This is a genomic window from Sporocytophaga myxococcoides DSM 11118 (assembly GCF_000426725.1).
In the GTDB taxonomy this organism is placed as follows: Bacteria; Bacteroidota; Bacteroidia; order Cytophagales; family Cytophagaceae; genus Sporocytophaga; species Sporocytophaga myxococcoides.
Genome location: NZ_KE384561.1, coordinates 176,664 through 197,960, shown reverse-complemented (window position 1 = coordinate 197,960; position 21,297 = coordinate 176,664). Strand labels below are relative to the sequence as shown.

Sequence of the window (21,297 nt, the reverse complement as noted above, 5' to 3'; positions counted from 1 at the left end):
TATAAAGGGAAACCTCATGAATGGTAAGATATGCTGTTCATGAGGTTTTTTTATTGTCTGAACTGGGATGCTAAGGGATTAAAGGATAGACAGGATTTTTTTATTATAATTTTAGTTGTTTCTTAATTTCAATGGTTACTCTTTTTGACATTTTCTGATACTTAAGAAAAAAATGGGGATTGCTACATTTTTGAATGTATCTTGAGAACGAAGAAATATTTATAGCAATCGCTGCAAATGGGGTAAGCAAAAAGTCTTATTAATATAAAACCAATATGTTTCGAAAAAATCTATTTACATTTTTATTTGTATCAATAGTATACATTTCAAGCTATGCACAAAGTAAAAACTTAAAGTCTGTTTTGCTGCAGCTCAACATCAAAGAATCGGACTGTTATAAAGAGTTGGTGGTTGAAAAAACTATTCCTTATGCACCTGGAAAATCAGTTTTAATTGTGCCTAAAATAGTGGAACGAGAAGAAGATGATTATTTTCTGCTTGATAGTTACATCCTCATAATTGATAGCAATACGGGTAAAATTTTAAATAAATTTTTTGAAAAGGAAGCCTGGACTTCAGATGCAATAGTCCTGAAAGAAATCAGGATTGATTTTGCTCCGTATAAAATAAGTACCAATACTAGAGCTTTTGGAGTTAGAATAAAGTTTGAAGGTTCGAGTCGTTATAATCCTTATGTAACAGAAAGCATATCTCTGTTTGTTCCGGAAGGAAGTGTCCTTAAAAGAGTTTTAAAGAGTGCAGAAGTTTACTCATATCAGGGAGAGTATACCGATAACTGTAAGGGTGAAATCAGTGAGGAAAAGAAGGTTATAATTATCTCAGAAAACAAGACTAATAATTATAATGATTTAACTATAAAGTCTACTAGTAAGGTAACAACAATCTCAGGATCCAATGGGGATTGTAAGTACAAGGATATTCCAGGTAAGCCCATAGTTACTACACTTAAATTCAATGGAACAGAATATAAATAGATTCTATAACTTGATTAAGTTTTATGAGACTTTTACATTCGTCTATTGCTGTATCGTTGGTTCTATTGGGATGTCAACTCATAATGAAGGAACATCAAATGTAGTATCTCAACCTTTGGATTCTATTGGTAAGGTTGAAGTTTATTCAGAACCTGAACCTTACGATTTTTCAAAATTTGTTTTTGTTTCAAAAGACTTTGAATCGTTCTATGAAAAATTTCAAAGCGATTCAGTATTTCAAATATCCAGAGTAAAATTCCCAATAAAAGGCCAATATCAGGATTATGATGACCAGCATAATTGGACAAAAAAAGAATGGCCATTAATGAAATGGGATTTCAGAAAATCAGTTGAAAGTAGTGACAGTATTTCAATACAGCAAGACTCTGTTAAATTCTTTTATGGTGCCTATTGTCGTGGATGCGGCTTTTTTTTTGAGATGCAGTTTGATAAAATAAAAGGGGAGTGGTCCCTTACTTATCGGCAAGAAAATAATTATTAATCATATTCTGTAATTCCGATTCGGACAAAAAAGGGAAGCTTGTAGCTTCCCTTTCTACTAAATAACTTAACCAACTCAAAACTATTCAACAATTACTTTTTGTGTTACTTTGCCTTGTTCTGTCTCAACGTGGAGGATCAATAAGCCTTTCAATTGAGTTTGAATCTTATCGCCTGCTTTGTGAGATTCTTTGTTACCCAGAACATCGGTTACAACGATTGATTTGATATCAGAAGCATTGTTAAAGTTGATGATTCCATCTGAACTCAATGTCGGGTAAGCAATAACTTTGTTTATAGAAGATACATCCATTGTTGCATCGAAACCTTGATCTGCTGCGGTTACTGCGTACTCACGAGTACCAGAGCCTGTATTGTCAAATAAATTTATAGAAGGGTATGATGCAATCGTGCTTATACCAGCATCCATCGCCCCTCTAAGTACCCATGAGCAAGGGTCGTTTACAGGAGAGTTATTAATGATTACAGCATAGCTCACTCCATTACCTAATTCAACCAGGAATGACCTAGTGGAGCCATGGCAGCCATTATGTGCTTGCATGCTACCATTTATTATCCAACCAAATCCATAATTGCTATTATCTACTCCAGAAGTAGTTGTCATCGTTTTTTCTGTGCTTGTAGATAAAATATCTGAAGGAGATGCAGTACCATCGACTCTGTTTAAGAATTTCAATAAATCTTTAGGACGAGCCACCCAGCCGCCGAATGCTCCCCATAGTTGAAGGTTCATTTTAGTAAGAGGAGTATAAGATGCTTCACCTGCAATCGGATTTCCGTTAGATTGGCCAACAAACATGCTTGATCCGATTCCGCATTTGTCAAGAATATTTTGTCTGATAAAAGTCTCGTATTTTTGCTTGCTAACCTGCTCAATAATTCTTTCTAGTATAAAAAAATTGGTGTTTGAGTAGAAGTATTGACCACTGGTATCGTCTATAATCAGATTAGATTCTCCTAAAAGCACAGCCATAGCATCATCAGGTGTCTTGTTAGCATCCCAGAAAACACTTTCTCCATTACATTGTTTCAATCCGGAAGTATGCCATAATAAATGTCTTACCCTGATGTTGTTAAGTTTTTGTTTGCCTGCGGGAGTAGCATATTTTGATCCAAGAATGCTTCCTGGCCCGAAAACAGCGTCATCTTTAGACATCAAACCTTTTTGTATCAAGGTCATAATTCCTACAGCAGTTACTGATTTGGATATACTCATGATACGCATGCTGTGATTTGGTGCAAGTTCTTCTCCTGTAGAATTGTTGGCTGTTCCATATCCTTTTGCAAATACCAGTCTTCCGTCCTTAGTAATAGCTATAGATAAACCCGTTACGCCCTGGCTGCTTAGGTATCCATTTACAGCATTATCGATTTTGGTAATTTCTGTTCCAGACCATGCACTATTAGTCCATACGCAGTTGAATTTAGCACTGGATCCGGAAGCAAATGCATTCAGGTGTTTAGGTCTGTAACCTTGATAATAGTAATTATCAAAAGCATTTTGATAATTCAAAGAGCTGATTCCATGTCTTGCTCCCCAAAGAGGAGAAGAGACCTTTTCCCATATTGCTGCATAAAGATCAACTCCATTTTTGTTGTATCCGGTGATGTCTTTTAAAAAGTATCCCTGAGATGTATTAGTGTTAAAAGAGCTTTGGTATTAGCTGCCGTAAGGTTATGTTGAGCTAACCAAGCGCCTCCGCTGGCCACTTCCCATATAGCGGCAAAGTATTCTGTTCCGTTTACAACATATCCGCTGATATCTTTTAGACGGTATCCTTGAGCAGTATAAGTGTTGAAATTGGTTTGGTATTCCGATGCAGTCATGTTGTGCTTAGCGACCCATGCGCCTCCTGATTTTATTTCCCATATTGCTGCAAACTGAGGAACGTTGTTAACTGTATAACCGGAAATTTTGGTAAGACGATAACCTTGTGCAGCATACGTATTAAATGCAGTCTGAAATTCTGATGCAGTCATTGAATGTTGTGTTACATATGCTCCACCAGTTACTTTTTCCCAAAGTGCTATATATTTTTCTGCACCATTTGAAGTATAACCTTCTACCTGTGTAAGTCTGTACCCATTTCCTGTGTTGGTGGTGAAAGCAGATTGATATTCTGCTGGACTCATTCCATGCTTTGAAATCCATGCTTGTGCTGATACCACTCCTGGTACAAGTGTTAATGCTAAACCTGCTTTAGCTAAAAGTTTTGAAAAATTGAATGATGTTTTCATAGTAAAATTTATGTTTTTGCTTTGTTTATGTTTTTAGTTGTTAAAAATTAATTTGAATATACCTGCTTGGCAGGACGGTTAATGGTTTATTGTACACTATTGGTTAAGGGCTTTTATTTGCTTCCATGCTGTTTTTATTTTTAATGATTTAATTTATTTTTCCTGTAATATTCTGCTAGCTCCAATCATTGCTGAAGAAAGGATAGTATAGGTTTTTACCCATGATTCTTTTGTTTCTGAGTTCCATAATTCCCCCAGACCTTTTTCAAGTGTCCAAAGAAGTGCTTCTCCTACTATTTGATAATGCCGTTCTTTTACTCCATATTTTACATGCCTCCCAGCAAGTGATGCCACTTCGTCTATAATGTCATCCAGATTATGAAGTCTTTGGATGATATAATTGAGCATTTGAAATAATTTTTTGGATTGCTCCTGTAAATTCGTCTGAGCAAACATGTACCGAACCTCAGGGGCAATTTCGAAAAGGCGATTATAGAAAAGGGGACCTGCCACATCTTGAATTTTATATGCTGATTCCCAACTTTTCTTTACTAGAGATATTTGAGTGTCGTTAATCATGTTGTTAAGATTTTGTTACAAAGTTGATGTTTTGTTACTGTTTGAATGACAAAAGTCATAGTTATTGTCGTAGTGTGTTACAAAAGTGTAACAAAAATGATTAATATCAAAATTTTAGTAAAAAATATATTACAAAAAGTTATCAACAGTAAATTTTAATTCACATAGTGTAACTATTCTGTTTCAAAAAATGTATATTTGAGTATATGAAGCTTGGGGAACGTATAAAGGCGATATTTGAAGAAAAAGGTATAAAAATTACCGATTTTGCAGATCAGATTGGAACTGTAAGGCAAAATGTCTACAGGATTTTTGAGAGAGAATCTCTGGATACCGATCTTTTATACAAAATTTCTGAAGTGCTGGGGCATGACTTTTTCGCCTATTATAAAATTCCAGGAATGGCCAATGCAATAGAATTCAATGAAGATATTAGTATTAATGAGTTAGCTTTATTGAAAGATGAGTTGGAATCAGCAAAAAAAGAAATAGAGTATCTGAAAAAAATTGTCAGTATGAGGGAGGAAGAGAAGCAATTGATGGAAAGTAAATACAAAACTCAGCAGGAGCTTTCAGAAACGATAATAAAACATTTGAGAGAGAAAGAGAAAAGTTATCTCTCTCATATCCAGTCTCTAAATAAAGGTCAGAAATAATTAAACAAGAGCACCTTCCAGCATTGCGCCTTGCAATGTCAGGTATAGTTGATTCCAGGCCTGCTCGGTTTCATCATCCCACTTATCTCTCAGATTTTCAGCCAGTGCAGCTATCAAGGCTTTTTTAACAGTTTTATATGCACTATCAGGGGTTTTGTAAAATTTATGCCTCTTCCCAAGCTCTCTGGCTTCTGATAATACATAATCAAGATTATCCAGTTTGAAAGCAAAAAAAGTAATCATTGATGTGAATTTTCTTGCTTGTTCTATTGGGTCTGTAGTAAAGTATTTTTTTAAGCCTGGATCTTTATCAAAAAGAATCGTATAAAAAGACTCACCTACTGAATCTCCTGATGATATTACCTCTCCCCAGGTTGACTTAATTAAACTTATCTGATTTGAATTCATAAAAATGATTTTGCCAAATCAAATATAAGCAATTGAAAAGTACACTTTCAAGCCCTGTCTTTGATTGTTTTTGCCTGCATATCATTTACTTAAAAAATAGTTATTGACAAAAGGATTGGATTGAATCAAAAATGTGACAGGTAAATAATCTTTATGAGGATAACACGTCTAATCAAATTTACCTAAATAAAAGTATAAGCGATAAGGATTTAAAGCTTTTTCCTAACATTAAACGATGGTCAAAGTTAGTGATATATCGTTTTTTTAAAATATTAATTAGTCATGCTTGAATGCCACAGGGGATAGGTATTGACAAACGATAATGGATGGAATGGTGCTTTAAATAAAGCAAAATGGACGGTCAAGGACAATCGATAGAAACCTTTGAAATTCTAACTGCAATTCTGGATAATTCCCCTGAGAATATAATCTTGATATCTCCGGAACATAAGGTATTAGCTTTTAATAAGGTAATTAAAGATGTCTTAAAATTATATTTTGGAAGAGAAATTAAGGTGGGAGACGACTATAGAGATTTCGTAGCTCCGGGATCTAAGGAATTATATTTAAATACTTTTAATAAGTCCATCATGGGCTCGAATGAGGTTGTTATAAGCCAAACTACAGCAGAAAATACCTCATTCTGGTTTGAATTTAAAATGAATCCTGTTTATAACCAAACAGGAACTCTTCTGGGGGTAACACTAACTGCAAAAAACATTGATAAGGAAAAGCGCATTCAGATGGAGATGGAAAATCTTGCTGAGATGATTGAAGCAATTATAGAAAATGCAAGCGAATCTATACTACTGTTTGATATAAATCATAAGATCTTAATGTTTAATAAAGTAGCAAAAGATAGGCTCTTCCATTATACTGGAAAGGAAATTTACATAGGTGCAGATTTTAAGGATTATTTAAATGAATTTAATATAAAGAGTTTTTCGGCTTATTTTGAAAAAGCTCTTAAAGGACATAGTAGTAGTGCAGAACGTGATTTAAATGATGAATATTCTGTTGATCTTTGGGTACTCTCAAAAATGTTTCCGGTATACAGACGCAATGGAGAACTGTTGGGTGTTTCTCTTTTTACAATTGATATTACCGAAAGAAAACAAGCGGAGATTGCAATGGCAGAAAGTGAAGAGAAGTTCAGGAAGATATTGGAATCAGTGCCGCTGGCAATTATGATTTTGGATAAAAATTTAAAAATAAGAATTGCCAACTATGCTACAGAAGAAATTTTTGGTTACATACCTGACGAATTGGAGGGACAAAGTATTAAAACACTTGTTCCAGAGCGCTTCAAATCTTTTCATCTGCAAAATTTAAAGCAATATATTGAGAATCCGTCTTCATTTGGGTTAAGAACCAAGCGGCTTACAACAGCTCTTAAAAGGGATAATAAAGAAATAATTGCTGAAGTTAACTTTAATATTGTCCGGATAAAAAATGAAGACTTTATTCTGTTAATTATTGAAGATGTAACCGACAGGATTAAAGCCGAGCAAAAGAACCTAAATCAGTTAAGGAGATTAGAAACAATTGCCTGGCAACAGTCTCACGAGGTACGTCGACCGGTTGCAAATATCTTAGGACTAGTCAATACATTAAGAAATGAAGATCTACTGGAATTTGAAAAAGAAATGTCCCTTGATTATCTTTTTGAAATGACAGAAGAGTTAGATTCAATTATTAAAAAAATCGTCCGGCATGCCAGTGGTTCAGATCTGAAAAATGAAAAAAAGTGACTCAGGCATATTGATTTTTATTTCCCAATCAATTTCTTTCGACAATAGTTTTCATAAGTTCAAAACCTGACATATGAAAATAACCTTTTATGTTTTACTTTTATTTACTCCTGTTTTTTTAAATATGGAAACTATACAGACCGCAACATCAAAGGGGAATATCGTATTGCTTATACATGGGGGAGCTGGTAATTTTAAAGAATCTGATCTTAGTCCGGGTCAACAAAGGGTTTATGAAAAGTATCTCCATGAAGCAGTAGAAGAAGGTTATAAGATCCTTGAAGAAGGTGGCTCTTCCCTTGATGCAGTGGAAGCTGCGGTAAAGATTATGGAAGATGCTCCGGTATTTAATGCTGGTAAAGGATCGGTGTTAAATAAAGAAGGTCATGTTGAAATGGATGCTTCCATTATGTCTGGCAAAGACCTTAAAGCAGGAGCTGTCGCAATGGTGAGGCATGTTAAAAACCCGATTTCAGCAGCAAGAATGGTAATGGAAAAATCAAATCATGTTTTATTGGCAGGGAGTGGTGCCGATGAATATGCTCGATCTATTGGAATGGAAATGAAAGATGAGAGTTACTTTATTACTCCTTCTTCTCTGGAACAATGGAAAAAAGCAAATGAACGAGTTCCGGACCCTAAAGGCATTGACAAACATGGGACAGTAGGCGCAGTAGCCCTTGATCTCCATGGAAACCTTGCAGCTGCCACTTCAACTGGAGGTATCTTAAATAAACTGACCGGCAGAATAGGCGATTCACCAATAATAGGAGCAGGAACCTATGCAGACAATAATACATGTGCAGTCTCTGCCACTGGACATGGTGAATATTTTATAAGACTTACAGTAGCCCGCTCAATCGCTGCTTTGATGGAGTATAAAAAGATTTCTCTTGAACTGGCTGTCAATGAGGTTATACAAGATAGACTTTCTAAGTTAGGAGGAAATGGAGGAGTTATAGCAGTGGATAAAAACGGAAATTTTTCAATAGACCACAATACTACAGGAATGTTCAGAGCCTGGAAAACAGAAAAAAAATGCGAGGTTAGATTTTTTAAAGAGTAGTAACCACCTGTGGTTCTTAAACGTATTAATAGGGTTATAAAATAATAGATATGCTTAAAATCGTATTTACAGCCTCATTCTTAATGTTTTGTTCTCTGGTTTCATTTGGTCAGACCACGAATAAGAACTTTGCCGTCAGTCAGACAAAAGAAACTTCGTATGTAAATGGAGAGGATGATTTATATAGTTTTATCTTCAAGCATTTGAAATATTCAGAAGAAGCAAAAGCTAAAAAAATCGAAGGTGAAGTAATGGTGTCTTTTTTCGTAGAGAAAGATAGTTCCATATCGAGTATCAAAATACTTAGAGATATGGGATACGGCTGTGGAGACAGTATAAGAGCACTTTTCAAAACCATAAAGTATGTACCCGCTCAGGAGAATGGCGTTGCGGTGAGATCAAATGTGATGGTCAATATTCCTGTCAGAAGTCATTGAGGTTTTTTCTAATAATACTTTACCAAAAAGGAGCTTTCTGTTGAATACCTGATTATATATCATATACATCAATAAAGCTGAAAGGATGAAGTAATATGTCTTATTCCTTAAGTTAAATTTGCGAAGTATAAAATCAATAAGAATTGAAAAACTAATAAAAAAGAATACTATCTGAAATACATATACCCTGTAGGGTGCTAGTACCTTCATATAATAACATACAATTAATGGAATAAAGGCTGCTATTAACATCCAGGTCATCCATAGTTTTATGTTTTTATTTTTTGATTTGAAGAGTAGCCAAATGTAGCATCCAAATACAAGAAAGACTCCTATATATTTCTTGTTCCCAAAAGGAACCCTGTCTGCCATAGCTTCAAAATATTCCAAGGTATAAATTCGAAACCAATAATTGAAACCAAAATCCCATGGATGCATAGGATTTAGCCACTTAGACTCTGTGAGTGCTTCAAGCCCGGACACAGCTATAACAGGCAGATAGAGCATTAAAACTCCTGCAACGGTAATCAAATAAGCTTTTATTAAAGGGAGAATTTTCTCCAAGTTTCCTTCTCTTAAAATAATAACAAAAGAAAATACAAATAAGGAAATGAAGAAGTATAAATAGGTAGGGACTGTATAAAAGCCCAATGCTGAAAAGATGATCATGCATGTCAGGTATTCCTTCCTGTTTTGTTTAAGGTAACCTATAATACTCAATAAAGACGATAAGGCGAGCAAGCTGCAGAGCAAGTGCCCTCTGCCCACAAAAGAGTACACACATATTTCAGCGGCTGCGCCTGTCATAATCATTGCAAGTAAAGCGGTTTTAAAGTTGAAAAGCCTGTTCATGTTGAAGAAGATAATCACCTCTAATACCAGGCCTTGTATAAAAACGGGAAGCTTCATGCAGAAAGCCGGATGTGCGTAAAGCTTATATAAAAAAGATGAGATAAGATTAAATAATATGTGATTGTTGGTATCAGGATAATAAGTTATACAAACAAGAGGTCCCTGAGTTACAAAGTAATTGTAAGACCATATTTAATCAAGGTGTATACTACTTAACGTTTTGAGATTTAGAAGCCGGATTGCTACAATCACTAAAAAGAATATATAGAATATATACTTTTCCTTTGATGGGATCTTTGTAAATGAGTGTATTGTAAGTTGTAATTGATTCTTTATAAATGTAAAGAATAGCTGGATTCTGGATAATAGCTTTTTAGTGTGTATCCATAAAAAGACTAAGAATATAAAAAATGGAATTATAAAAATTGCAGAAGCTATTTTGAGTATCTCAAATCTTTTGGGCGTAAAATATATCGAACTGTATTCTTTGTCTTCAAATGAGAATTTAAATGCATCAGGCTTTAACCAGGAGGCCATTGTTTGATAATCTGTAAAAGTAATTATCGTGATTAATAAACCAGTAAGGAGAAAGAACAGGATTATGGATGCCCTGAAAGCGAGAATGTGGAACTTGTTAAGATTTGCTGTGCTCATCTCTATTGGGAAGAGATCTTAAGGAGTTTTTCTGTAGCCTGTTCAAGTCTCTTAGTTCTTGTTTCTTCCTTTTTAGCATTGATAATCCAAAGGACGAATTCTTTTTTATGAGTAAAAGAAAGATTTTCAAATGTGGCCTTAGCCACTTTATTCATATTCAATACCTGTTGTAAATCGTCGGGCACTGTAACAACTCTTTCTTCAAGATCTATGTATTGGTCTTCTTCTGAATTAGAGTGATTTGCTTTATTTTTTATTTCTTCAAAAGATTTAAATCGCATTGCTGACCACATATCATCTATAGAAATGAGGCTTACTCCTGTATACCCAGACTTATTTACCACATCCCATCCTTTATCACGTGAGATATCAGTTTTAATTTTAGATGTTCCCTTTAGATAAGCGATCCAAACCAAGCCCTTTGGTTTTATAGCATTTTTAAGACTTTCAAAATGTGTATTTAAATCGGAGCTATTAGAAGCAAATAGAAGTACAACATCTGCAGTTTGTTTTCCTGCTTTTTTCAGTTGCTCAACGTTTTCAGGAAGCGGAAGTAAAAAATCTTTGAGGTTAATAGGTTGATTGATGACTAATACTTTAAAATCTTTTTTTATTCCCAGTTTTTTGGCGATTGCATTTATTTCCATTTAGAGAAAAAGTTATTTTTTACCTGAAATATTTCTGAACTCCGCAGGGCTTTGTCCTGTAAGCTTTCTAACATACTTTGAGAAATAAGATTGATCGGAAAAGTTAAGTTGAAAAGCAATTTCAGAAACAGTCAATTCTGAGTAAATAAGAAGACGCTTTATTTCTACCAGTAATTTTTCATTTATAAGATCTGTAGAGGTTCTTCCAGTTAACTGCTTTACAGTTTCGCTTAAATGATTAGGGGTTACAGCAAGATGTTCAGCATAATCTTTTACAGAAAGATTGTATTGATATTTCTCTTCAATCAGCTGCTTGAATTTTTTTACAAGGAGTCTTCCCTTATTCATTTTATCTCCTGCACTCAGAGGATAAAGTCTTTTGCAATGAATCAGAAGTATATCGAGCAATGCTCCAATAAGATCAGGAGAGTCTTCAAAGTTTTTTTCTCTTTCTGCAATAGCTTGCACGAAAATATCACTGAATGTTTTTACTTCCTCAGTTTTATTTAGGTACAAAGGGGGAGACCCAGGAATCAGTGGGTAGAAGAAGGGTAATTCAAGAAGTTTATTCTGATCGTTTTTGTTGATGAGATAAAACTCAGATGTGAAAAGAAATATATACCCCGAAATATCTTCAGAAAGGTCGAGGTCGTGAATTTGACCAGGGGAAAGGAAGAAGATACATCCGGGCTTTATTTCGTACTCAAAGAAATCAATAGTGTGTTTTCCTGATCCTTTTGTGATAAAAAGGATTTCATAAAAGTCATGTCTGTGTGGATATTGTACTTTGAAATCTCTGTTTTTGTCAAAAATTTCTATCTGGAAATATGTGTGATGACCGCTTCTTTTAAAGCGGTCAATACTATAAACGGGTATATTATTTCCGGATGAATGCATTTCTTGGTCATAGTTCTAGACTTAACTGAAAACCTCATGGTGAAGTACTTCAGGAAAGTCGAAATCAGTATAAGGATTATTCCTTTAGAACCTCTGAGAATGCTGATTAAAGCTTCACTATGTTATTGATATCCTGAATTCTCAGCATATTCTTATGGATTCTTTCAGATTCAGCAGGGTCAATGTCAACTTCAATCAGGCAAATAGCTAATCCTGCTTCCTGAACCCTATAGTTCAGACTATTCACCATCATTCCTCTTTTACGGATTGGCAATAAAATCCTGTCAATTGTTTCTGGTGTATGTTTGCACTCGATTTGCCAGCAGAATGTTTCTTTCATGAGTTGTGTGTTAGGTTTGTATAATTCTGATTAGGCCTCAAAAGTTCCTAAATCACATTTTTTATTAAGAAGTAAAGATATTAAGTAATCCGATCAGCAACAAATTATAGCCAGATGAAAGTACAATTTTGGGATGAAGATAATGTTTTCAAGGGAGGGAAAGTCTTACAGAAAATTCGAATGTTCATAATTTTAAGTATAAAGGAGCGAAATTCGTAAATGTTTTAGTGAAAAACATTCATAATTTTAGCATAAAAAAGCTAATTTGCAACTCTTAATAAATTTAGTACTACATTGTTCAGCTTAGATAAGCTCCTTAGGGAGAACATAAAGAACGCCAAACCATATTCCTCTGCCAGAGACGAATACAAAGGAAAAGAGGGTATATTCCTTGATGCAAACGAAAATCCTTACGGATCTGCTGCTACAGGCGATTTCAACAGATATCCAGACCCACTCCAGTGGGAAATAAAAGAGATTCTCTCTAATATAAAAAGGGTAGAGCCTGAAAAGATTTTCCTGGGAAATGGCAGCGATGAACCAATTGATCTCATTATCAGGATGGTTTGCCGCCCTGGGAAAGACAATATCATCATATTACCTCCGACTTATGGTATGTATGAAGTATCTGCTGCAATTTCTGATGTTGAAATCAGGCAGGTGCCTCTTACTGAAGACTATCAGTTGAAACCAGATGAAATTCTTAAGGCAGTAGATGAGAATACCAAAATTATCTTCATTTGCTCTCCAAATAATCCGACCGGAAACATCATGAATAAAAAGGATGTGGAGAAAATTCTGAAAGGGTTTAATGGAATTGTAGTTGTAGATGAAGCATATATTGATTTTGCCCCTTCAACATCTTTCCTCAGCGGACTTGATCAGTATCCAAATCTTATAGTTCTTCAGACGCTTTCCAAAGCATGGGGAATGGCTGGCCTAAGATTAGGTATGGCATTTGCCTCAAAAGAGATCATCAGTGTATATAATAAAATCAAATATCCTTACAACATCAACATCGCTACCCAGCAATTTGTGAAAGAGGGATTAATGAATATTCTGAACAAGGAGAAAATGGTAGCGCAGATCCTTGAACAACGCGAGAAACTTGGTGAAGAATTGAAGAAACTCTCTTTTGTTTCAAAAGTGTATCCTTCAGACGCTAACTTCTTGTTGGTTAAAATGGATAAAGCTCCAAAGATATTTGAATTTTTGATCGGTAATAAAATCATTACAAGAGACAGATCCAAAGTTAGGTTGTGTGAAGACAGTATCAGAATTTCTGTAGGTACGGAAAAGGAAAATGAAGCTTTAATGAAGAAGCTTTCAGAGTGGAAGGGATAATTAAAGAGAGAGCATTAGTTTAAAATGAAGAAAAAGATTTTATTCATAGATAGGGACGGAACTATTATCGTTGAGCCGCCAGTAGACAAGCAGGTTGATTCTCTTGAAAAGCTTGAGTTCTTGCCAAAGGCGATTACAAGTCTTTCCAGAATTGCCAACGAGATGGACTATCTACTTGTCATGGTTACTAATCAGGATGGTTTAGGTACATCATCTTTTCCTGAGAACACCTTTTGGCCTGCTCAGGATAAAATGGTTAAAACACTGGAGGGAGAAGGCGTTGCATTTTATGCAGTTCATATAGACAAGTCTTTTGACCATGAAAACCTTCCGACAAGGAAGCCTGGCACTGCCATGCTTACAGAGTATTTCGGAGAAGGTTATGATCTTTCCGAATCTTTTGTAATAGGAGACAGACAGACAGATATTCAGCTTGCGAAAAATCTGGGTACAAAGGCTATTTATTTTTCATCTAATACAAATGATGAGGCTGTTTTAAGTACTGATAACTGGGATGAAATTTATTGGTTTCTGAAAAAACAGAATAGCAGAACAGCCAGCATCAGAAGAACAACTAAGGAGACAGATATAGAAATACTTCTGAACCTTGACGGAACAGGAAAAACAGAAATTCATACAGGGCTTGGTTTCTTTGACCATATGCTGGATCAGCTAGGCAAACATTCCGGAGCAGACCTTAAGGTAAAAGTTGCCGGTGATCTGCATATTGACGAGCATCATACCATCGAAGATACTGCTCTTGCTTTAGGTGAAGCTTACCTTAAAGCATTGGGAGATAAAAGAGGTATAGAACGTTATGGCTTTTTATTACCTATGGATGATGTACTGGCTCAGGTTGCAATTGATTTTTCAGGAAGGAACTGGCTGGTGTGGGAGGCTTCATTTAAAAGAGAAAAAATCGGAGATATGCCAACTGAAATGTTTTATCATTTCTTTAAATCGTTTTCTGATACTTCTAAGGCCAACATTAATATTAAAGTTGAAGGAGATAACGAGCATCATAAAATAGAAGCTATATTTAAAGCCTTCGCAAAGTCCATTAAAATGGCAGTACGCAGAGATTTTAACAATAATCAAATACCTAGTACCAAGGGGATACTTTAGAGCTTCGGTTTCGGAAATCCTCTGAAGAGGATCGGAATAGTAAACTCAAAATTAAAAAAGTGAAAGTTGCTATTATAAAATACAATGCTGGAAATACTCAGTCTGTAAGCTATGCGCTGAATAGGCTAGGGGTAGATCCTATTATCACAGATGAGCCGGAATTGCTGAAAACTGCGGATAAAGTCATTTTTCCGGGAGTTGGAGAAGCAAGTACTGCTATGGCTTATCTGAAACAAAGAAATCTTGATAAGCTTATTCCTGAGTTTAAGCAACCATTTCTTGGAATATGTCTTGGACTTCAGTTGATGTGCCAGCATAGTGAAGAGAATGATGTTGAATGTCTGAAAATATTTCCAATGAGCGTTAAGAGGTTTCCACCCAAAGACAAAGTACCTCACATGGGATGGAACTCTATTACAAATCTGAAAGACTCTTTGTTCAAAGGTGTGAATGAAGGAGAGTTTGTTTACTTTGTTCACAGCTACTATGCAGAGCTGTCGGAATATACTATAGCTCAATCCGATTATATATTGCCATTCAGTGCATCTATCCGCAAAGATAACTTCTATGCTGTTCAGTTTCACACTGAGAAAAGCGGAAATACAGGAGAAAAAATACTTAAAAACTTCCTTTCATTATGATTGAAATAATACCGGCCATTGACCTGATAGATGGAAAGTGTGTAAGACTGGTTCAAGGCGATTTTGATAAAAAAACGGAATACCATAGCAATCCGCTGGAAGTAGCTAAAAGATTTGAAGATGCCGGAATAAAGAGGCTTCACGTGGTTGACCTTGATGGCGCTCGCCAGAAAAAGGTGGTTAACCATAAAGTACTTGAAGATATTTGTTCTAATACTTCATTGCATGTTGATTTTGGCGGAGGAATTCAGTCTGAAGAAGATATAAAGATAGCTTTCAACGCTGGTGTCAAGCAGGTTACCGGAGGAAGTATTGCAATTAAGAATCCAGAACTTTTTAAAAGCTGGTTGAAAAACTATGGCGGAGAGAAGATTATTCTCGGCGCAGATGTAAAGAATAAGATGATTGCTGTGAGCGGATGGCAGGAAGTTACAGCAACTTCTTTATTTGACTTCACAGAGGAATATGCTGATTTAGGTGCAAAATATTTGTTCTGCACCGATGTGTCCAAAGATGGATTGCTTGCTGGTCCGTCATTTGAGTTATATAATGAGATCAGAAATAAATTTCCTAAACTAAGGCTGATTGCCAGCGGCGGAGTAACGACCATTGATGACATTACAAAACTGAATGAAATGGGTGTTTATGCAGCAATCATTGGAAAAGCTTATTACGAAGGAAGAATAAAACTTGAAGACCTAAAGAGGTTTTTATAAGATGCTTACAAAAAGAATTATCCCTTGTCTTGATGTAAAAGACGGGAAAACAGTTAAAGGTGTAAATTTCGAAAACCTCAGAGATGCCGGAGATCCTGTTGAACTGGGACAACTTTATGCTGAGCAGGGCGCAGATGAATTGGTATTTCTGGATATTACGGCTACTCTTGAAAAAAGAAAAACACTTGTTGAGCTTGTTAGGCGTGTAGCACAGAATGTGAACATACCTTTTACCGTAGGTGGTGGTATATCAAGTATTGAAGATGTGTCTGCAATATTGAATGCAGGAGCGGAGAAAGTTTCTATCAATTCTTCAGCAGTAAAGGATCCTGATCTTATAGACAGGCTTGCACTGGAGTTTGGCAGTCAGGCTGTAGTTGTTGCGATTGACACGAAATTATATGAAAATCAGTCAAGGGTGCATACACATGGTGGGAAGAAGCCTACAGAAATTGATACCTTTCTTTGGGCTAAAGAAGCAGAAAACAGAGGAGCGGGGGAAATTCTTCTGACTTCAATGGATCATGATGGCACCAAAGCTGGTTTTGCAGACGAGCTAACAGCAAAGCTTTCATCTTCACTTTCTATTCCGGTTATTGCTTCCGGGGGAGCAGGTTCAATGAAAGACTTTGTAAATATATTCACAGAAGGGAAGGCGGATGCAGCACTGGCTGCAAGTATTTTCCACTTTAAGGAAATATCTGTACCTGAGTTGAAACAATACCTAAAAGAACACAAAATCAATGTCAGAATTTGAGTTAAAGAATGTAGATTTTGGAAAGAATAACGGGCTGGTACCAGCTATTATTCAGGACGAGGTTACACAGAAAGTGCTTATGCTTGGCTATATGAACCAGGAAGCACTTGATAAAACATTAAAAGAAAAGAAAGTTACTTTTTTCAGCAGGACGAAAAACAGACTTTGGACAAAAGGGGAGACCTCTGGCCATTTTTTGTATCTGAAAAGTATTGCTCTTGATTGCGATCAGGATGCATTGTTGATTAAAGTCACTCCTGACGGACCTACTTGTCATACCGGAGCAGATACATGCTGGAAGGAAGAAAATCATGGTAAGATCTATTTTCTTCAGCAACTGAGTGAGGTTATCAAAAGCAGGAAAAACAATCCTGATGGAAAATCATATACAAGCTCATTATTTGCTAAAGGCACCAATAAAGTAGCACAGAAAGTTGGAGAAGAAGCAGTTGAGTTAGTGATAGAAGCTATGGATAATAACGACGAGCTATTTAAAAACGAAGCCGCAGATCTTATGTTTCACCTCCTGGTGCTTCTTGAACAAAAGAATATCGGATTGGATGAAGTGCTGGATGTCCTAATTAAAAGACATAAATAAAATCGATATAATCAGAACGAATATTAATAAGTGGAAAAGTCCCGACAAAGCATGAAAACTTCGTCGGGACTTTTTAGCTTATTATACCTTTAATATAATCTGAAGTCCTTTTGTCTTTCGGATTTTCCAGCAATTGCTCTGCCGGACCATGTTCAATAATTTCTCCCAGATACATAAATATAATGTAGTCAGCTATACGGATAGCCTGTCTGAGTATGTGGGTTACCATTACGATGGTATATCTATTCTTAAACTCTACAAATTTCTCTTCAATGTGAGCACTAGAAATGGGATCTAATGCAGATGTTGGTTCATCTCCCAGAATAATTTCCGGTTTCACGGCAAGACCTCTTGCAAGACAAAGCCTTTGTTGTTGTCCTATAGACAGTCCTGATGCGGGAGTATGGAGCCTATCTCTGACTTCGTCCCATAGACTAGCTTCCTTTAGGTAATATTCGACGATCTGATTAAGTTCTGACTTTTTCCTTGTGCCATGTATTCTTGGGCCGTATGCTACGTTGTCAAAGATTGACATTGGTAAAGGGTAGGGTCTTTGAGACAAAAGTCCCATTTTTTTCCTGATGTTAATCACATCAGCGTGAGGGTCAAATATATCTTCTCCATTTAACATTACCTTACCTGTAACTTTAGTTCCGTCAATGGAATCTATCAAACGGTTAAAGCATTTAAGTAAAGTTGTTTTTCCGCAACCTGATGGACCGATGATAGCCGTGATTTTTTTTGCTGGTAAGGTAATGTTAATATCCTTGAGGGCATGTCTGTCTCCATAGTGAACATTTAATCCCTCGACACAAATATTACCTTCGGCACAAATGTCAGTCATTAGCGGAATGAATATTTCAGTTGCCTTTTTCATCTGTCTCCTATTTAAACTAAACTTTATGTTTAGTGAATTTTTTGGTAGCTATTCGGGATAAGATACTTATTATAAGAATGATTAAGGTTAGCACCAATGCAGATGCATAGGCTCTGTCTTGAACTTCAGGGATAGGAGTACTCAACTGAAAGAAGATGGCCAGGGGCAAATTTGCGGCGGGTTGCATCAACGAAGTTGGAATTCTATCTGTAAATCCAGAAGTAAATAGCACAGAAGCGGCGTCCCCGATACTTCTTCCAAAGGAAATTAAAACAGCAGTGAGAATTCCTGGTAAAACCTGTTTACTTACCACCTTCAGAGATGTTTCAAACCTGGTTGCACCAAGTGAATAAGAGGCATCTATCAAACCCTTCGGCACCGTCATTATAACTTCATCCATAGCTCTTACCATTATAGGTATAACCATTAAAGTAAGGGTAAAAATTCCTGCAAGTAAAGAAGCTTTTAGTCCAATTAATAACATGATTGCAAATCCGAATGCACCATAAACAATCGAAGGGATTCCCCACAAAACATCCAGACAGAGACGTGTAAAATCTGCAAATCGGGAGGTTTTTGTTCTGTATATATTCAAGTAAAGGGCAACAGGAAGACTTATGAATAATCCTAGAATTGTTGAACCTCCGGCTAGGTATAAAGATCCGACAATTGCATTCAAAATTCCTCCACCTTTCCCAAGGAAGAATCCTCCTTTTGGTGTTTGAGTAATCATAGCCCAGGACAAGGATGGTAAACCCTTTCGAAGTATGCTGTAAATGATTAAAAACAGACTGACCAATACGAGTAAAGTAGATGCCTTCATCAATACTTTAAAAATCCCTTCTTCCACTTTATTAATGTTCATAGTCTTATGCAATTTTTCTTTCTATATTTTTAAGAATTCTTCTGGATATAAAGTTGAAGATCAGTACTATTACAAAAAGGATCAGGGATGCAAGCATTAAGGCAGAATCGTAAAGAGGAATAGACATCATTTCACCATAGTTATTAGCTATTAAAGCGGTAAGAGGATATCCTGGATCTAAAGGACTGATAGGAATCATAATGACATTTCCCACTACCATTAATAGCGCTAGTGTTTCTCCAAACGCTCTGGAAAGTCCCAGAACAACAGCCGAAATAACTCCTGGTGCAGCTTTTCTAAGGATTACAAATTTTACAGTTTGCCATTTTGTGGCTCCAACAGAAAGCGAAGCATTTTTTAGATCTGTTGGTATTGTTTCAAATACTTCCAGCAGAACGTGTATGATGATCGGAAAGATCATAATAGAAAGGACAATGCCTCCAGTAAGTATGGTATAGCCTGAAGAAGTAGTCCCGAATGCCGGAGCAATAAAATCTCTAACCAGGGGCACTACTTCAATAATCCCCCAGATACCGAAAATAACTGAGGGGATGCCTGCAAGAATATCTATCAATGGGTTAACAAAGGCTATAATTCTTTTATCGGCATATTCTGAAAGGTATATAGCGCAGAGAAGACAAAGTGGTACTGAAATGATAATAGCAACTGTAGTTACATAGAGTGTGCTAATAATAAACGGAAGCAGACCAAATTTCATTTTCAATGGCTGCCATTCTATGGAAAAGAATAGATGTCCTAATGAAGTTTCTTGTAAAATAGGCAAAGACTTATATATTAGTCCGATTAATATCAAAAAAAGGAGTGTGATTGAAAAGTAGGTAAGGCCTTTCATTGCCCAGAAGCTAAGTTTCTCTATCCAGAGTCGCCTATGATAAAAATCTATTTTTCCCAAGATATCCCCCTTTGGTAATGTGGTCTAGTATAATCTGATGATTTAATCTTATTTACCTTTCAGTGGAGATAAAGTTTGTCAGTACATAAGAATTTTAAATAAATTCATTTTGATAAATTTCCAGATCTAAGGCTTCTCCTATTAACTTCAGTTAATGTTTTTCCCGATTGAAAAACTCATCTTTGGAAATGCTTATATGACATGGAAGGACAGCAGTATTTTTTTCTTATTGAAAATTCTTTAACAAATCTTCTGAAAGATTTTATAATGAACAACAATCAAGCAGTTTAAAGGCAATCCAAAATGTAAAATAAATATTGAAAAGTTCCGAAGGATAAGAAATGAGCTTGCAGCCGGTCTGAATAGACAATAAAAAATTCAATTTTACTTGGTGCCTGACTCGTCAAGGTAAAAGTCAGGCAATAAAAACATTTTTCTAGCTTACTTTAGTTTTTTAATTTCCGTTTCAAGTTGATCTTTGGATAGATTTACATACCCTGCTTCTTTCACAAATTTCTGTCCGTCGGTCAGTACCCAGTTTAAAAACGCTTTTATTGTTTTTGAAGTAGGTTCTCCTTTAGTTACAAAATATAATGGACGGGCAGGAGGGTGAGGAAAAACTCCTTTGGCTATTCCTTCCATAAGTTCGCCTAATGTACCGTAAAAGTTTTCTTCCGGACTAATTCTGCCATTTCCATCAATGTCGATCGGGATGACCTGGATACCAGGAAATGGTTTGCTTGTTTTTAGATCATATACATAAGCGATGTTGTTAAATCCAATTGCAAACTTGTCTTGTTTCACAACTTGAGCAAGACCTGGGTCTCCAAATACTCCGACACCTTTTAAATCTTCCTGTTTTTTTCCAAGATATTTAGCCCATGTTTCAGGTGCACCTGCAGCATCCGAACGGGTATAAACTTTGATAGGATCCTTGGATGTTGTCCCTACAGCATCCCCCCATGTTTTTAATTTTTCCGTGATCCAGATATCTTGAAAGTTTTCTTTCGTTAGTCCTTTTTTTTGTACTTCGGCAATATTGGGATTTTTGTCATTGATGGTTGGAATTACAGCATCGATAGTTACTGCAATTCCAAAAGCCCCTCGTTCAAGTTCCACTGGATTAATTTCTCTGGAGACCATTCCTAAATCTACATTCCCTGAAATGACGTCTGCCATACCCTTTCCTGCTCCTCCGGCGGTGATGTCAATTTTAACTTCAGGATGTATTTTATTATATTCTTCAGCCCATTTTATAGCCAGAGGGTACAAGGCAAAGGCTCCAGAAATAGTTATATTATTTTCATCGTCTCCACAAGACGAAAAAAGTGCAACAATGAGAAAAAATAAAACTACCCTCTTCATAGATAATAAATTTATAAGAATTGATTACTGAAATTAATGAATGCAGATATTAAT

Annotated in this window: 24 protein-coding genes and 1 pseudogene; 12 read left to right on the top strand and 13 right to left on the bottom strand. The window is 35.9% G+C overall.

Annotated elements, in window-relative coordinates; genetic code table 11:
• Positions 1-275: 275 nt before the first annotated feature.
• Together K350_RS0124910 and K350_RS0124905 are read left to right on the top strand one after the other, a co-directional pair.
• Positions 276-995 (top strand): PA3715 family protein, encoded by a 720-nt coding sequence (locus K350_RS0124910; protein WP_028982236.1) that lies wholly within the window; start codon positions 276-278, stop codon positions 993-995.
• Positions 976-1,497, top strand: a complete 522-nt coding sequence (locus K350_RS0124905) for a DUF4348 domain-containing protein (protein ID WP_028982235.1) — start codon at positions 976-978, stop codon at positions 1,495-1,497. The genes K350_RS0124910 and K350_RS0124905 overlap by 20 nt, the downstream gene beginning before the upstream one ends.
• 81 nt (positions 1,498-1,578) lie before the next feature.
• Here the strand turns inward: K350_RS0124905 and K350_RS31715 are convergent, their stop codons facing one another.
• From K350_RS31715 to K350_RS0124895, 4 genes and pseudogenes are all read right to left on the bottom strand, one after another.
• On the bottom strand, positions 1,579-2,889 hold the full coding sequence (locus K350_RS31715; protein ID WP_425423922.1) for a serine hydrolase domain-containing protein: 1,311 nt from the start codon (positions 2,887-2,889) through the stop codon (positions 1,579-1,581).
• A 42-nt stretch (positions 2,890-2,931) separates the two neighbouring features.
• Positions 2,932-3,129 (bottom strand): annotated as a pseudogene (locus K350_RS33150) (hypothetical protein); the annotation flags it as partial.
• Positions 3,130-3,131: 2 nt separating this feature from the next.
• Positions 3,132-3,755, bottom strand: coding sequence for a hypothetical protein (locus K350_RS31710; protein ID WP_051313661.1), 624 nt, complete (start codon positions 3,753-3,755; stop codon positions 3,132-3,134).
• A 153-nt stretch (positions 3,756-3,908) separates the two neighbouring features.
• A complete protein-coding gene (locus tag K350_RS0124895; protein WP_037577248.1) occupies positions 3,909-4,334 on the bottom strand; it encodes a globin family protein in 426 nt (141 codons plus the stop codon).
• Positions 4,335-4,540: 206 nt separating this feature from the next.
• On the opposite strand from K350_RS0124895, the gene K350_RS31705 reads away from it, so the two are divergent.
• On the top strand, positions 4,541-4,990 hold the full coding sequence (locus K350_RS31705; protein ID WP_051313659.1) for a helix-turn-helix domain-containing protein: 450 nt from the start codon (positions 4,541-4,543) through the stop codon (positions 4,988-4,990).
• Here the strand turns inward: K350_RS31705 and K350_RS30310 are convergent, their stop codons facing one another.
• Positions 4,991-5,398 (bottom strand): globin domain-containing protein, encoded by a 408-nt coding sequence (locus K350_RS30310; RefSeq protein ID WP_051313657.1) that lies wholly within the window; start codon positions 5,396-5,398, stop codon positions 4,991-4,993.
• A gap of 353 nt (positions 5,399-5,751) precedes the next feature.
• Between K350_RS30310 and K350_RS0124880 the strand changes: the two genes are divergently transcribed.
• From K350_RS0124880 to K350_RS0124870, 3 genes are all read left to right on the top strand, one after another.
• On the top strand, positions 5,752-7,149 hold the full coding sequence (locus K350_RS0124880; protein ID WP_028982233.1) for a PAS domain S-box protein: 1,398 nt from the start codon (positions 5,752-5,754) through the stop codon (positions 7,147-7,149).
• A gap of 124 nt (positions 7,150-7,273) precedes the next feature.
• Positions 7,274-8,215: an isoaspartyl peptidase/L-asparaginase family protein gene (locus K350_RS0124875; protein WP_211236779.1), complete on the top strand. Its 942-nt coding sequence runs from the start codon at positions 7,274-7,276 to the stop codon at positions 8,213-8,215.
• A 50-nt stretch (positions 8,216-8,265) separates the two neighbouring features.
• Positions 8,266-8,652: an energy transducer TonB gene (locus K350_RS0124870; RefSeq protein ID WP_081671139.1), complete on the top strand. Its 387-nt coding sequence runs from the start codon at positions 8,266-8,268 to the stop codon at positions 8,650-8,652.
• Here the strand turns inward: K350_RS0124870 and K350_RS0124865 are convergent.
• The 4 genes from K350_RS0124865 to K350_RS0124845 all read right to left on the bottom strand — a co-directional run bounded on the left by K350_RS0124865 (position 8,614) and on the right by K350_RS0124845 (position 12,042).
• Entirely contained in the window at positions 8,614-9,606 is a 993-nt protein-coding gene (locus K350_RS0124865) for a glycosyltransferase family 39 protein (RefSeq protein WP_281169288.1), read from the bottom strand. The genes K350_RS0124870 and K350_RS0124865 overlap by 39 nt on opposite strands.
• 554 nt (positions 9,607-10,160) lie before the next feature.
• The gene (locus tag K350_RS0124855; protein WP_028982229.1) at positions 10,161-10,805 is read right to left on the bottom strand and encodes a YdeI/OmpD-associated family protein; all 645 of its coding nucleotides are present in this window, start codon (positions 10,803-10,805) and stop codon (positions 10,161-10,163) included.
• Between the two features lie 12 nt (positions 10,806-10,817).
• Positions 10,818-11,702 (bottom strand): helix-turn-helix domain-containing protein, encoded by an 885-nt coding sequence (locus K350_RS0124850; protein WP_028982228.1) that lies wholly within the window; start codon positions 11,700-11,702, stop codon positions 10,818-10,820.
• 106 nt (positions 11,703-11,808) lie between these two features.
• Complete coding sequence (locus tag K350_RS0124845; RefSeq protein ID WP_028982227.1) at positions 11,809-12,042, bottom strand: hypothetical protein; 234 nt, start codon at positions 12,040-12,042, stop codon at positions 11,809-11,811.
• Positions 12,043-12,336: 294 nt separating this feature from the next.
• Here K350_RS0124845 and hisC point away from each other — a divergent pair, with 294 nt between their 5' ends.
• From hisC to hisIE, 6 genes are read left to right on the top strand one after another with little or no spacing between them, the layout of a single operon-like run.
• On the top strand, positions 12,337-13,386 hold the full coding sequence (gene hisC / locus K350_RS0124840) for a histidinol-phosphate transaminase (RefSeq protein ID WP_028982226.1): 1,050 nt from the start codon (positions 12,337-12,339) through the stop codon (positions 13,384-13,386).
• A gap of 24 nt (positions 13,387-13,410) precedes the next feature.
• Positions 13,411-14,511 carry a bifunctional histidinol-phosphatase/imidazoleglycerol-phosphate dehydratase HisB gene (hisB, locus tag K350_RS0124835; RefSeq protein WP_028982225.1) on the top strand — a complete coding sequence of 367 codons (1,101 nt, stop codon included), beginning with the start codon at positions 13,411-13,413 and terminating at the stop codon, positions 14,509-14,511.
• A 59-nt stretch (positions 14,512-14,570) separates the two neighbouring features.
• Positions 14,571-15,152: an imidazole glycerol phosphate synthase subunit HisH gene (hisH, locus tag K350_RS0124830; protein ID WP_028982224.1), complete on the top strand. Its 582-nt coding sequence runs from the start codon at positions 14,571-14,573 to the stop codon at positions 15,150-15,152.
• Positions 15,149-15,868 (top strand): 1-(5-phosphoribosyl)-5-[(5-phosphoribosylamino)methylideneamino]imidazole-4-carboxamide isomerase, encoded by a 720-nt coding sequence (gene hisA, locus K350_RS0124825; protein WP_028982223.1) that lies wholly within the window; start codon positions 15,149-15,151, stop codon positions 15,866-15,868. The genes hisH and hisA overlap by 4 nt, the downstream gene beginning before the upstream one ends.
• Position 15,869: 1 nt before the next feature.
• Entirely contained in the window at positions 15,870-16,625 is a 756-nt protein-coding gene (gene hisF, locus K350_RS0124820) for an imidazole glycerol phosphate synthase subunit HisF (RefSeq protein ID WP_028982222.1), read from the top strand.
• Positions 16,612-17,223 carry a bifunctional phosphoribosyl-AMP cyclohydrolase/phosphoribosyl-ATP diphosphatase HisIE gene (gene hisIE / locus K350_RS0124815; protein ID WP_028982221.1) on the top strand — a complete coding sequence of 204 codons (612 nt, stop codon included), beginning with the start codon at positions 16,612-16,614 and terminating at the stop codon, positions 17,221-17,223. The genes hisF and hisIE overlap by 14 nt, the downstream gene beginning before the upstream one ends.
• 73 nt (positions 17,224-17,296) lie before the next feature.
• On the opposite strand, the gene pstB is transcribed toward hisIE, so the two are convergent.
• From pstB to K350_RS0124790, 4 genes are all read right to left on the bottom strand, one after another.
• The gene (pstB, locus tag K350_RS0124810; RefSeq protein ID WP_156027192.1) at positions 17,297-18,100 is read right to left on the bottom strand and encodes a phosphate ABC transporter ATP-binding protein PstB; all 804 of its coding nucleotides are present in this window, start codon (positions 18,098-18,100) and stop codon (positions 17,297-17,299) included.
• 16 nt (positions 18,101-18,116) lie between these two features.
• Positions 18,117-18,965, bottom strand: a complete 849-nt coding sequence (gene pstA / locus K350_RS0124805; protein WP_028982219.1) for a phosphate ABC transporter permease PstA — start codon at positions 18,963-18,965, stop codon at positions 18,117-18,119.
• 4 nt (positions 18,966-18,969) lie between these two features.
• Positions 18,970-19,878 carry a phosphate ABC transporter permease subunit PstC gene (gene pstC, locus K350_RS0124800; RefSeq protein ID WP_211236778.1) on the bottom strand — a complete coding sequence of 303 codons (909 nt, stop codon included), beginning with the start codon at positions 19,876-19,878 and terminating at the stop codon, positions 18,970-18,972.
• A gap of 441 nt (positions 19,879-20,319) precedes the next feature.
• Positions 20,320-21,243, bottom strand: coding sequence for a PstS family phosphate ABC transporter substrate-binding protein (locus tag K350_RS0124790; protein WP_028982217.1), 924 nt, complete (start codon positions 21,241-21,243; stop codon positions 20,320-20,322).
• Between the last annotated feature and the right edge of the window lie 54 nt (positions 21,244-21,297).